At 65.6% G+C, this 12,581-nt stretch carries 10 protein-coding genes; 7 read left to right on the plus strand and 3 right to left on the minus strand.

The window, feature by feature from the left end; all coding sequences use genetic code 11:
• The first annotated feature begins 109 nt into the window (after positions 1-109).
• The 6 genes from QRN59_RS14440 (at position 110) to QRN59_RS14465 (ending at position 7,346) form a co-directional block, all read left to right on the plus strand.
• Complete coding sequence (locus QRN59_RS14440) at positions 110-1,036, plus strand: alpha-E domain-containing protein (RefSeq protein WP_284983196.1); 927 nt, start codon at positions 110-112, stop codon at positions 1,034-1,036.
• Positions 1,033-1,884, plus strand: a complete 852-nt coding sequence (locus tag QRN59_RS14445; RefSeq protein ID WP_284983197.1) for a transglutaminase family protein — start codon at positions 1,033-1,035, stop codon at positions 1,882-1,884. The genes QRN59_RS14440 and QRN59_RS14445 overlap by 4 nt, the downstream gene beginning before the upstream one ends.
• Before the next feature lie 114 nt (positions 1,885-1,998).
• On the plus strand, positions 1,999-3,039 hold the full coding sequence (locus tag QRN59_RS14450; protein WP_284983198.1) for an LLM class flavin-dependent oxidoreductase: 1,041 nt from the start codon (positions 1,999-2,001) through the stop codon (positions 3,037-3,039).
• A gap of 79 nt (positions 3,040-3,118) precedes the next feature.
• The gene (cobA, locus tag QRN59_RS14455) at positions 3,119-4,390 is read left to right on the plus strand and encodes a uroporphyrinogen-III C-methyltransferase (RefSeq protein ID WP_284983199.1); all 1,272 of its coding nucleotides are present in this window, start codon (positions 3,119-3,121) and stop codon (positions 4,388-4,390) included.
• A 14-nt stretch (positions 4,391-4,404) separates the two neighbouring features.
• Entirely contained in the window at positions 4,405-5,871 is a 1,467-nt protein-coding gene (locus QRN59_RS14460) for an FAD-dependent oxidoreductase (protein WP_284983200.1), read from the plus strand.
• Between the two features lie 95 nt (positions 5,872-5,966).
• The gene (locus QRN59_RS14465; protein WP_284983201.1) at positions 5,967-7,346 is read left to right on the plus strand and encodes an MBL fold metallo-hydrolase; all 1,380 of its coding nucleotides are present in this window, start codon (positions 5,967-5,969) and stop codon (positions 7,344-7,346) included.
• Between the two features lie 109 nt (positions 7,347-7,455).
• Here the strand turns inward: QRN59_RS14465 and QRN59_RS14470 are convergent, their stop codons facing one another.
• The 3 genes from QRN59_RS14470 to QRN59_RS14480 form a co-directional block, all read right to left on the minus strand.
• A complete protein-coding gene (locus tag QRN59_RS14470) occupies positions 7,456-8,136 on the minus strand; it encodes a FadR/GntR family transcriptional regulator (RefSeq protein ID WP_284983202.1) in 681 nt (226 codons plus the stop codon).
• Complete coding sequence (locus QRN59_RS14475) at positions 8,133-9,398, minus strand: MFS transporter (protein WP_284983203.1); 1,266 nt, start codon at positions 9,396-9,398, stop codon at positions 8,133-8,135. Before QRN59_RS14475 ends, QRN59_RS14470 begins: the two co-directional genes overlap by 4 nt.
• 155 nt (positions 9,399-9,553) lie before the next feature.
• Positions 9,554-10,996 (minus strand): PucR family transcriptional regulator, encoded by a 1,443-nt coding sequence (locus QRN59_RS14480; RefSeq protein WP_284983204.1) that lies wholly within the window; start codon positions 10,994-10,996, stop codon positions 9,554-9,556.
• Positions 10,997-11,140: 144 nt separating this feature from the next.
• On the opposite strand from QRN59_RS14480, the gene QRN59_RS14485 reads away from it, so the two are divergent.
• Positions 11,141-12,571 (plus strand): gamma-aminobutyraldehyde dehydrogenase, encoded by a 1,431-nt coding sequence (locus tag QRN59_RS14485; protein WP_236812411.1) that lies wholly within the window; start codon positions 11,141-11,143, stop codon positions 12,569-12,571.
• Positions 12,572-12,581: the final 10 nt, after the last annotated feature.

Below are 12,581 nucleotides of genomic sequence, written 5' to 3' on the forward strand. Positions count from 1 at the left end.
CATCACGGTCCGCGAACAGGTCTCGGTCTGGCCCGTCGAAAGCAACTGGCGGGACGGTGCCGACCAATGAATACCACCACCCCAATCCGTAGCCACAGGAGGTAGACACATGCTCAGCCGTATCGCTGAATCGCTGTTCTGGATCGGCCGCTATGTGGAACGAGCCGACGGAACAGCCAGAATCCTGGACGTCCACCTCGAACGCCTCAATGGCCTGGGTGAAGACGAGCAAAACCGCGTCTCAAGGAACCTTCTGGCCCTGATGGGCTCGGACCCCGGGACGGAGGCCGTGACGCTGGATCGGCTCCTCAAATGCCTGGCCCACGACAAGGCGAGCCCCACCTCCATCGCAGGATCGCTCTCCGCGGCACGGGAGAACGCCAGGCGAGCCCGGGAAACAGTGTCGTCAAGCCTCTGGGAAGGACTGAACACCACCCATAACGGACTCAAGAAGCAGCGAAAGGACCTGGTGGGAACATACCGCTTCTGCCATTGGGTGCTTGAACGTACCGCCATGGTCTCCGGCTCCGCCGACTCAACGGTCAGCCACGACGACAGTTGGCTTTTCATGGTGTTGGGGCGTTCCCTGGAACGCGCCGACATGACGGCACGCATGCTCTCTACAAGGGACCTGCTCTCCGGCAGCCTTTCATGGGTGAACATGCTCCATTGCGCCGGGGCCTACGAATCATTCCTGCGGAACCGGGGCGGCTCGTCCGGGGATCAGGATGCTGCCGAATTCCTCCTCCTGGACAGGCTCTTTCCCCGCTCCATCGTGTACGCGCTGCGGGACGCCGAAGAGTGCCTTTCCAAGCTGGATCCTTCTGCGCAACGGGTAGGCTTCATCGACGACGCCCGGCGGGTGGTGGGGCAGGCCCGCACCTTCCTGGAGTTCCACCGCACGGACAACCTCATTGAGGAACTGCCGGAGCACATGGAACGCGTCCAAAGGGCGGTCAGTCAAGCCTCCGAGGCCGTCTCCCGCAAATACTTCAACCAGGCCTCTGAACTCGAATGGATAGGGGAAGTCTCATGACCCGGCTCAGCATCGTGCACACCACGGCATACAAATACAAGAAGAGCGTGACCCGGTCCTACAACGAGGCGAGGTTGACGCCCCTCAGCGACGCCCAGCAGGTGGTGCTGGAATCCAGGCTGAAAGTGTCGCCGTCGCAGGCCGCCGTCGGGAGCTATCGGGACTACTGGGGTTCCCGGGTGAGCACGTTCGATATGCAGCACCGGCATGGCGAGATGAAAGTGACTGCGGTGTCCACCGTCGAGGTGGACCGCAGCGCCAGCCCGCCGCCGTCGACCTCGGGACTTGGCTGGGAGGAGATCAAATCCGAAGCGATTACCGACGCCTTCAGCGAGTGGATTACGCCCTCACAACTCACCGCCATCGGCAAGGAGATCCGCAAGGCGGTGGCTGGAGTGACGGCGGGCCTTGAACCCGGGGAAGCGGCCCCCGCCGTCATGGAATGGATGCGGGCCAACATGGAGTACGTCAAGGGGGTTACCAGCGTCAGCACCAATGCCGAGCAGGTCTGGCAACAGCGCAAGGGTGTTTGCCAGGACCTGGCCCACCTGGGGATTGCGGCGTTGCGGAGCCTGGGCATTCCGGCGCGGTACGTATCGGGCTACATTCACCCGGTCCCGGATGCGGCCGTAGGGGAGACCGTCGCCGGACAGTCCCACGCGTGGCTTGAGTGGTGGGACGGCGAATGGCGCAGCTGGGACCCCACCAACCACAAACCGGCAGGCAACCTCCACGTGACTGTGGCTCGCGGCCGCGACTATCGTGACGTCGCGCCCGTTCGGGGGATTCTTTCCGGCGGCGGGGGTTCGGTCTTGAGCGTGCAGGTCCAGATCACCAGGCTCACCTGAGAGGGCGCGCCCGACGGCGACTTCCGCCGTCGGGCCGCTTCGTCCGGCAGCCGCGCCTCACCACGGGCGCGGCCCTCAAGGAATTCCCCGGCTTGCCCCGTGGTTGACGCGGGCATGAAACGAATCGGTTTTCTTTCCTTCGGCCATTGGGGACCCGTTCAAGGCTCGCTGACTCCTTCGGCCGGCGACGCCTTGCTCCAGGGGATCGACCTTGCGGTGGCGGCGGAGGAACTCGGCATCAACGGGGCCTTCTTCCGCGTGCACCACTTTGCGCGCCAGCAAGCCTCGCCGTTCCCCTTGTTGGCGGCCATCGCGGCCCGGACCAACCGGATCGAAATGGGCACCGGCGTGATCGACATGCGCTACGAAAACCCCCTTTACATGGCCGAGGAAGCCGCGGCCACGGACCTCATCAGCCAGGGCAGGCTCCAGTTGGGCATCAGCCGTGGTTCACCCGAGCCTGCCCTGCATGGCGCCCGGTACTTCGGTTACGCGCCTGCCGAGGGTGAGGACGACGCCGCGATGGCCCGCCGCCACACCGCCGTATTCCGGCATGCCATCGCGGGTCATGGAGTGGCCGAAGCCGATCCCTCCTTCAGGGGCGGCGGCCGTGGCCTCCTGCCGATCCAGCCGACGTCGTCCGGGCTGCCGCGGCGCATCTGGTGGGGCGCCGGCACCCGCAAGACCGCCGTCTGGGCCGCGGAACAAGGCATGAACCTCATGAGCTCCACCCTGCTCACCGAGGACACCGGGGTTCCCTTCGACCAGCTCCAGGCCGAACAGATCAGCATGTTCCGGGAGGCGTGGGCAGCAGCCGGACATGGTTTTGAGCCGCGCGTTTCGGTCAGTCGCAGCATTATCCCCGTGGTGGACGCCGAGGACGAACACTATTTCGGGCTGCGCGCGCAGGTGGAGAACCGCGACCAAGTGGGCATGCTCGACGGCGCCGTGTCGCGGTTCGGCAAGAGCTACGTCGGCCCACCCGATGCGTTGGCTGAGGAACTCGCCCAGGACGCCGCGGTCCAGGCCGCGGACACTGTGCTGGTCACCGTGCCCAACCAACTCGGGGTGGAATACAACGTCAAGCTGCTGGGCAACATCGCCAAATACGTCGCTCCGGCGATCGGCTGGGAGGCGCCCACCGCGCAAGCGTAATGTGACGCAGAGTTACCTAGCGTGAACTGGTGTTTCCGGACCTTTGAAGCATGTTACGGCCCGGCCCTACAGTTTTTTCATGGCAATACAGGACATCTACGCCACAGCACTGCGGCTGCTCGGCCGCCCGGTGCTGGTGGTGGGCGGCGGACCCGTGGCTGCGCGACGCGCCAAGGGGCTGCTCGACGCCGGCGCCCGGGTGACCGTGGTCGCGCCGCTTGCCTCTGACGCGCTCCGCGAACTCGCCGCCTCCGGCCTGCTCACCTGGAAGCCGCGCACGTACCTTTCCTCCGACGTCGACGGCGTCTGGTTCGTCCAGACCGCCACCGGCGTTGCCGCTGTGGACGCCCAGGTTGCCGCCGATGCCGAGGCGCAGCGCATTTGGTGCGTCAACGCCTCCGACCATGAATCCTCGGCGGCTTGGACCCCCGCGGTCGCCGTAGTGGACGACGTGAAGATCGCGATCAACGCCGGGGGAGACCCCCGCCGTGCCATGGCGTTGCGCGACGCGGTTGCCACTGCGCTTGAGACGGGAGACCTGCCGCTCCGCCGTCGTCGTGCTTCGACCGGAAGCGTCGCGCTCGTGGGTGGCGGTCCTGGCGACTCCGGGCTCATCACGGTCCGCGGCCGCCGTCTCCTGGGCCAGGCCGACGTCGTCGTCGCGGACCGCCTCGGGCCGCGCGACTTGCTGCAGGAATTGGCTCCGGACGTCCGCGTGATCGAGGTCGGCAAGACCCCCGGCCACCACCCCGTGCCGCAACTGGAGATCAACCGGATCCTTGTCGAGGAAGCCCTGGCCGGCCACCGTGTGGTCCGGCTCAAAGGCGGCGACCCCTACGTCCTGGGCCGCGGCGGCGAGGAAGCGGAATTCTGCCGGCAGAACGGCGTCGAGGTTGAAGTGGTTCCCGGTGTCACTTCGGCGATCTCCGTGCCCGCGGCAGCAGGGATTCCCGTGACGCACCGCGGACTTGCGAAGGGCTTTAGCGTGGTGACCGGCCACGAGGAACTCTCCGAGGTCCCTGCCCGTCCCGACCACACCGTGATCCTGCTCATGGGTGTCGCCAAACTCCGCGAATCCGCCGCTGCACTCGCGGCATCCGGAATGCCCTTGGATACGCCAGTGGGTATCGTAGAGAACGGCTACATGCCCGAACAGCGCGTCACGATCGGCACCTTGGCAACCATTGCCGAGCAAGCCGAGGCCACCGGCGTCGCAAATCCCGCAGTGATTGTGATCGGCGATGTGGTGCGTGTCAGCCCGTTCGCCCCCGAGCACTTCAAGACCGCTGACTACAGCACCCTGACCCCTAACAAGCCCCGCGTCGTTACCCCTAGCCCCTCAGCACACTGAAAAGGAACACAGCCGTGTCATCTAGCACCACCGTAGGAACCGCTGCACGTCCGCTGCGCGTCGCCGTCGTCGGCTCCGGCCCGGCCGGCGTCTACGCAGCTGACATCCTGACCAAGAGCGAGGCCGTCAAGAGCGGCGAGCTGACTGTCAGCATCGACCTCTTCGACCGCTACCCGGCCCCCTACGGCCTGATCCGGTACGGCGTTGCCCCGGACCACCCCCGCATCAAGGGCATCGTGAACGCCCTGCACAAGGTCCTGGACCGCGGTGACATCCGCTTCTTCGGCAACGTCGACTACGGCACTGACATTTCCATCGAAGACCTGCGCACGCACTACGACGCCGTCATCTTCGCCACCGGCGCCATCAAGGACGCCGACCTGAACATCCCGGGAATCGAGCTTGAAGGCTCCTTCGGCGGCGCCGACTTCGTCTCCTGGTACGACGGCCACCCCGACGTTTCCCGCGAATGGCCGCTCGAAGCCACCTCCGTGGCCGTGCTCGGCAACGGCAACGTGGCACTCGACGTTGCCCGTGTCCTCTCGAAGCACGCGGACGACCTCCTGGTCACCGAAATTCCGGACAACGTCTACGCCGGCCTCAAGGCTTCCCCGGTCACCGACGTGCACGTCTTCGGCCGCCGCGGCCCGGCACAGGTGAAGTTCACCCCGCTGGAGCTCCGCGAGCTGTCCCACTCCAAGGACGTGGACATCATCCTCTACGCCGAGGACTTCGAGTTCGACGAAGAGTCGGACCGCCAGATCCAGACGAACAACCAGACCAAAACCATGGTGGGTACCCTCACCAACTGGATCGCCGAGCAGCCCGAGGACCTCTCCGAGCTCAAGGCCTCCCGCCGACTGCACCTGCACTTCCTGCACAGCCCGGTGGAGATCGTGGATTCCGCGGAGGCCCCGGGCAAGGTTGCCGCGATCAAGTTCGAGCGGACCGAGCTGGACGGCACCGGCAATGCGCGCGGTACCGGCGAGGTTGTCGACTACCCGGTCCAAGCCGTATACCGCGCGATCGGCTACTTCGGTTCCGCGCTGCCGGACGTCGAGTTCGACCACCGGCGCGGGGTCGTCGCGAACGACGGCGGTCGCGTGCTGGACGCTTCCGGCGAGCACGTTCCTGGCTTGTACGCCACGGGCTGGATCAAGCGTGGCCCCATCGGCCTCATCGGCCACACGAAGGGCGACGCCCTGGAGACGGTCACGTACCTCCTGGAAGACCGCGAAAACCTGCCGTTGGCTACCGTTCCCGAGGCGGACGCCGTCGTCGAGCTCCTGGACGCCCGCGGCGTGAAGTTCACCAGCTGGGAAGGCTGGCTGGCTTTGGACGCCCACGAGCTTGCTCTTGGCGCCGCCGCTTCCGAAGCGGGTGGCTCGCACGGCGTCGAGGTCCAGCGCGAACGCATCAAGGTTGTGCCGCGCGAGGACATGGTAGACATTTCCCGCGACGGCGTGGCCGCTCAGGTCTAGTTTCAGCAACGCGGGGTCACTTAGCGCCCATCCGGAGCATCGGAATGGGCGCTAAGTGACCCCGCGTTGTTTGTTATCGGGGTTAGACTCTCCGCATGGACGTCGTCGTCGTCGAAACGACCCAATTGGGGGACCGCAGCTACCTCGTTCATGACGGCACGGCGGCACTCGTGATCGACCCCCAGCGCGATACCGACCGCGTCGAAGCGGCAGCGCGAAACGCCGGTGTGACCATCACCCATGTTGCTGAGACCCACCTCCACAACGACTACCTCACGGGTGGCCTCATCCTTGCCCGGCACCACAACGCCCGCTATTTGGTGAATGCCGCGGACAATGTGGCGTTTGAACGTGAGCCGGTTGTTCCAGGGCAGGCGTTCAAGGTCGGCCGACTTTCCGTCAAGCCAGTGGCCACTCCGGGCCATACGCATACTCATCTGGCCTATGTGGTTTCGGACCCCGACGCCGGCACTGGCGTCCGGCAAGCGGTGTTTTCCGGGGGCAGCCTGCTCTACGGTTCTGTGGGCCGGACTGACTTGATCGGCCCGGAGGACACCGCCGGACTGGCCCATGACCAATACGCCTCGGTCCGGCGGCTCGTTGCTGAGGCAGCACCGGACGCGATCCTGTATCCCACCCATGGCTTCGGTTCGTTCTGCTCCATCGGTCCTGCGAGCAGGATCCCCGCATCGACGATCGGGGAGCAGGGCGCCACCAACCATGCGCTCACCGATCCGGACGAAGACCACTTTGTGAGTCACCTCCTGGCGAACATCACGGCCTACCCGAGCTACTACGCGCACATGAGCCCGATCAACGCCCTGGGACCGGGACCTGCAGTGCTCGACGTGCCGGAATCGGTGCAATCCGCGGAACTGGAGCGCAGGCTCGAGAACGGGGAATGGGTCGTGGACCTGCGCAGCCGGGTCGCATTCGCCGCAAACCACCTGCGCGGCAGCGTGGCCTTTGAATACGGGACGGGGTCGAGCTTCACGAGCTACCTCGGTTGGGTCCTGCCATGGAACCAGCCGCTGACGCTGCTGGGCGCCCACGACGACGTCGAAAAGGCCATCCGCGATCTCGCAAGAATCGGATTCGACTCCCCGGACGCCGCCGTCGGCGAGGATCCCGGGGCCCTGGCACCAGGCACGTCCCTCGTGCAGTATCCGATCACCGACTGGGCGGGGCTGGTGCGGGACCAAGTCCCGGGAGAAACAGTGCTGGACGTGCGCCGCACCGAGGAATATGCCGCCTCCCATGTGTCCAAGGCAGTGAATGTTCCACTGCACGAGCTTTTGCTCCGGCTGGACGAATTGCCGGAAGCCAGGATCTGGGTGCATTGCACCTCCGGCTACCGGGCCAGCGTCGCCGCAAGCCTGCTGCATCGTGTCGGCCGCGACGTGGTGCTCATCGACGCCCTCTTCCGCGAGGCAGCTGATGCCGGCGTCGAGATGACGGGCGCCGCTCCGGCCTAGATGCCCGGGACACGGCGGACGCTCGCTCACCTTTGGGGCATTTCCGGCGGACGCCCGCTCACTAGAGGTGAGCGGGCGTCGGGGAAAGCCCGTCATAGGTGAGCGGGCGTCAGCTGTTGATCCACTCCGCGGCGAAGTCCAGGTTGCGGTAGACGCTCGCGACGGCGGCGGCCTCGTCGCGTGCCTCGATGGCGTCGGCGAGTTCGTCGTGGCCTTCGTGCGGGATGCCGTTGAAGCCGGCCTTGCGTTGTTGGCGCAGGAGATCGTCGTGGAAGACCCCGCCGAAGGACACGTACAACTGGTGCAGCAACGGGTTGCCCGAAGCCAGGGCCACCCGTTCGTGGAAATCCCAATCGGCTCGGGCCCAGGCGGGGTAGTCGGCCGCGAGCCACGCGTCGTGGCGTAGTTGGAGGAGGGTCCGCATGGCTGCGATGTCCTCGGCCGTGGCATGCTTCGTGGCCAGTCGGGCGGCCTGGGTGTCGAGCCCTACCCGGACTTCGACCACATGCTCCTGCGTGTGTTCCTTGTACATTCGTTGGGCCGCGCCCGAGATCTCGCTGGTGGCCCGGACATAGGTGCCGTCCCCCCGGCGAACCTCCAGCATGCCGCTGTGCGCCAAGGCCTTGATGGCTTCCCGGAGTGTCCCGCGGGAGACTCCGAGCGAGGCCATGAGTTCCGGCTCGGCCGGAATCTTTTCCTGCAGCGGCCACTCTCCGGACTGGATCATGCCGCGAAGTTGCTTGGTGACTTCCTCGGCCAAAGCGGGCCGGTGCGAAGGCGTCAGGCTCATGCCACGGGCCTTGGTCCGGCCTTGATCGGCGTGCGTTTGCTGGTCAGCAGGTGGGAGGTCACCATGAGGGCCAGGGCCGCAACGGCAAGGAGCGCCAGGGGGAGGGTCCAAGCTCCGGTGGCACTGTGGAGCAGGCCCATGCCGAACGGTCCCAAAGCCGCAATCAAGTACCCCACGGATTGGGCGACGGTGGACATGGCGGTGGTCTCCGCCGTCGTACGCCCGCTCCGGCTGATGATCACCAGGACCAAGGGGAAGATGCCTAGGCCGAAACCGAACATCACGGCGGGAACCGAAGCGAACGACGTCGGCAGCAACAGCATTGCCGGGATTGCCAGAAGGGTGGTGCCGCTACCCAGGTACAGGGCAGGCCGCATCATGCCGGGCCGCGAGCCGATGGCCAGCAGGATCATGCCGGCGGCGACCGAAACCAACTGCATGAGTCCGAACTGGAGGCCGCTCTCGGAGGCGCTGAGTCCTTGGGTTGTCAGGATGTAGGCAAACCAGCTCATCACGGCATACGCCAGGAGGGCCTGCAACGTGAAGATGGAGGTGATGAGGAATCCCAGCCGGGTGCGCAGGAGCGGCCACATCGATACGTGCTCCTGGCTGGCCTTGCGTGAAGTGCGATGGGTGTGGAGGACCATGGGGAGGAAGCCAAGAAGTGCGGCGACGCCAAGGAGGCCCCATGCGGCAAGGCCCATCGACGGCGAGCCCAGTTGCTGGGCCAACGGCACGCTGACTGCCGCGGCGAAGGTGGCGCCGCCGGACATCGTGAAGGTGTAGAGGCCGGTCATCATGGAGGTCTTGCTTGCATAGTGCTCCCGGATGTACGACGGCATGGCCACGTTGCACACCGCCAGGCCGGACATCGCCAGAACTGTTCCGGCGAGGAGTGCGCCGGTCGCTGGGATGCTGCGGACCAGGAGCCCGGCAGCCAGCATGGCCAGCGCCACGAAGATCGACTTCTCGACGCCGATCCTTCGCGACAGCCACGAGGTTCCCAGTCCTGCCACGGCGAAGCACAGCAAGGGGATGGACGGAAGAATCGACGCGACGAGTGCCCCGTAGCCGAGGAATGCCTGCAAATCGTGGAACAGCGCCGCCGCGCTCGTGATGCCGGCGCGCAGGTTCAGGCCGATCAGGATGACGGCGATGATCCCGACGACGGCGACCACCCGGGATTTCGGCGCCACCGTGCCGCCGCTGGCCGGGACAGTTGTTGCTTCCGTTGCGTGGGGAGTCGGGTGAGTTGGAGCCATGTTTAAAGGTTAGACGTTTGATGTTTGCTGCGGGAAGTTCTGTGGTGAAAATCTCCGCGCCGCCGTCGGAGCCCAACTGACTCGCAGTTAATGTCGTTTTCAGCCCTCAAAACGACAACAAATGCCAGCTAGTTGGGCCGGGCCGCGAAGAACCCTCAGCGCGGGTTGCGCGCTCCCAGCCGTTGCACCGCCAAGGCAAGCCACAGCTGCACCCGGTCCGGCGTCTGGGCGGGGTCGTAGCCGGTGAGGTCCGTGATTTGCGCCAAGCGGTAGCGCACCGTATTGCGGTGCAGCGTCAGGGCTTCGGCGACGGCGGCCACCGAGCCATTGTGGTTGAGGTAGCTTTCCAGGGTCGGAACAAGCTCGGAGCCGTGCGCCGCGTCGAACTTGCGCAGGGGAGTGAGCGCCTCGCTGGCCATGTCCGCCAGCGGCACGTCCTCGCTGGCCAGCAACAGCGAGGTCAGGCTGAGCCGCTCAGGTTCGTTGACCGGCAGGCCGTGCGCCACGGCGTCGCGCGCTTCGAAGTAGCTCCAGCGCACGCCGTTCGGCTTCGTGTAGGCGCCGCCGATCCCGATCACCGCGTGGATCCCCGCTTCCAAAAGGTGATCACTGAGATCCTTCGCGAGCGCGCTCGCGGAACTGCCGTCGTCGGGCACGACCGTCACCAGGTCCTTCCCGACGACGGCGGTCACCCCGCCGTCGAGCGATTGCGGAAGCGAGGTGCTGCTGAGTTGTTTGTGGTGGGCAGCGGAGACCACCAGCAGCACCACGTTCTTGCGGGTGCTGTTGATTCCGACGCCGGCCAGGCGGCGGGCGCCCTCCACCGTGTCCAGGGTTCCGTGGATGACATCGTCCAGCACCTGGCCCGCCAAGGCCCGCTGGCTCTGGCGCTGTTTGACCATGTTGTTGAGTTCCACGCTGATCAGGTTCTGCGCATAACTGACAATTCCGGTGTCGCCGAAGGGCTGTTTGATCCAAAGGGTGCAGGCGTCGCGGCGGCCCGTCGGGATGGGGAAGGACGCCCAGTCGTCGGCGGTGGGTGCGGGGCTGCCGGCCACGCTGTTGTAGAGCTGGGCGCTGAACTGCGTGAGCGCGATGTCGGTCCGGAGCATGCTGCCCAATTGCTTGAGCAATTCGCCGAGCCCGCCGCCGGTCAGCAGGGCCCGGGCCAGGATCTGGTGGCCGGCGATGAGGCGCTCCAGCTTGGAGTAGTGGTCAGCGGATTGGGAATCGGCCACGAGTTTGCCGATAGCGATGAAGGGGGTCTCGTACGGAACTTCCACGAGGGGCAGGCCCCAGCGGTTCGCTTCCGCAATAAGGGCAGGGGGCACGGACTCGTGGGTCAGTCCGGTGCCGAAGCCGATGCCGACGGCTCCCGCCCGCTGGACCTGGCGCACGAAGCGGCGCTGTTCCGCGGCTCCGTTGAGCCTGAGGCCTGTGGTCAGGATCAACTCGCCGCCATTGAGGAAGCGTTGGGGATCCTCCTGCTCGGTCACGGCCACCCAGCGGATATCTTCGTTCCACGTGGTTTCCGCGAGACCGGCTTTGCGGAGCCGAAGAGAGGGGACGGCGACGAGCGCGGCGAGTGACATTGCCATGCCAAAAAGGATATCCCGGCACTGGTCATTCGCACTAAGTCGGCGTGGTCGAGGTGTGCACCTGACTATTCCGCGCCGCGGGGTGCTGGCATAGGCTCGGAGCAGCTGCAACCAATGCCTAGACACCGAAAGAGGTTGTACACCGTGGTCCAAACCTTGCAGAACTTCATCAACGGCGAGTTCGTCACGCCGGCAGGCACCGAACTGCTCGACATCGTGAACCCCACCAACGGGGAGATTGTCGCTCATGCGCCTATCTCCACGGCGGCCGACGTCGATGCGGCCATGAATGCGGCGAAGGAAGCCTTCAAGTCCTGGAAGCATGTCACGCCTGGCCAGCGCCAGCTCATGCTGCTCAAGCTCGCTGATGCCATCGAGGCCAACAGCGACGAGCTCGTTGAGGCACAGCACCGCAACACCGGCCAGGTCCGCGCCCTCATCGCGTCCGAGGAGGTTGCCGCTGGAGCAGACCAGCTCCGCTTCTTCGCGGGCGCCGCGCGCATCATGGAAGGCAAGTCCGCCGGCGAGTACTTCGAGGGCCACACCTCGTACGTACGCCGCGAACCGATCGGCGTCGTCGCCCAGGTTGCACCGTGGAACTACCCGTTCCTCATGGGCATCTGGAAGATCGGCCCCGCCCTCGCCGCAGGCAACACTGTCGTTCTCAAGCCCTCCGACACCACTCCGGAGTCCACCTTGGTCCTGGCCCGCCTGGCGGGGGAGATCTTCCCGGCCGGCGTTCTGAACGTGGTCCTCGGCAACGCGGCCACCGGCTCGATGATGGTGGAGCACAAAGTCCCGGGCCTCGTCTCGATCACCGGTTCCGTACGTGCCGGCATTGCCGTGGCCAGCGGGGCGGCAAAGGGCCTCAAGCGTGCCCACCTTGAACTTGGCGGCAAGGCCCCGGCCATCGTCTTCAAGGACGCCGACATCAAGAAGAGCGCAGCGGCCATCGCCGAATTCGCCTTCTTCAACGCCGGCCAGGACTGCACGGCCATCACCCGCGTGCTGATTGAAGATTCGATCCACGACGACGTGGTTGCCGCCATGGTGGAACACACCAAGACGCTGCACACCGGTTCGCAGAACGACGAGGAAAACTACTTCGGCCCGCTCAACAACGTGAACCACTTCAATGCCGTGAACTCGGTAGTGGAGCACCTGCCGGCCAACTGCAAGATCGAAACCGGCGGCCACCGTGCGGGTGACAAGGGCTTCTTCTTCGAGCCCACCATCATCACCGGCGCCAAGCAGAGCGACGACGTCGTCCAGAAGGAAACCTTCGGACCCGTCATTACCGTCCAGAAGTTCACCACTGAGGCCGAGGCTCTCGAGCTGGCCAACGACGTCGAATACGCCCTGGCCTCCAGCGTCTGGACCACGGACCACGGCACCGCGATGCGGATGAGCCGCGACCTGGACTTCGGCGCGGTCTGGATCAACACCCACATCCTGCTGACCGCTGAGATGCCCCACGGCGGCTTCAAGCAGTCCGGCTACGGCAAGGACCTGTCCATGTACGGCGTCGAGGACTACACGCGCATCAAGCACGTCATGTCCGCACTGGACGCGTAAGAAAGAAAGA

The sequence above is a fragment of the Arthrobacter sp. efr-133-TYG-118 genome (assembly GCF_030209755.1).
Taxonomy (GTDB): Bacteria; Actinomycetota; Actinomycetes; order Actinomycetales; family Micrococcaceae; genus Arthrobacter.

Coding starts and splice junctions, on each gene's coding strand:
- QRN59_RS14445 (WP_284983197.1), top strand. CDS start 1,033: ATGACCCGGCTCAGCATCGTGCACACCACGGCATACAAATACAAGAAG.
- QRN59_RS14440 (WP_284983196.1), top strand. CDS start 110: ATGCTCAGCCGTATCGCTGAATCGCTGTTCTGGATCGGCCGCTATGTG.
- QRN59_RS14470 (WP_284983202.1), bottom strand. CDS start 8,136: ATGAGCCTGACGCCTTCGCACCGGCCCGCTTTGGCCGAGGAAGTCACC.
- QRN59_RS14475 (WP_284983203.1), bottom strand. CDS start 9,398: ATGGCTCCAACTCACCCGACTCCCCACGCAACGGAAGCAACAACTGTC.
- QRN59_RS14450 (WP_284983198.1), top strand. CDS start 1,999: ATGAAACGAATCGGTTTTCTTTCCTTCGGCCATTGGGGACCCGTTCAA.
- QRN59_RS14480 (WP_284983204.1), bottom strand. CDS start 10,996: ATGGCAATGTCACTCGCCGCGCTCGTCGCCGTCCCCTCTCTTCGGCTC.
- cobA (WP_284983199.1), top strand. CDS start 3,119: ATGGCAATACAGGACATCTACGCCACAGCACTGCGGCTGCTCGGCCGC.
- QRN59_RS14465 (WP_284983201.1), top strand. CDS start 5,967: ATGGACGTCGTCGTCGTCGAAACGACCCAATTGGGGGACCGCAGCTAC.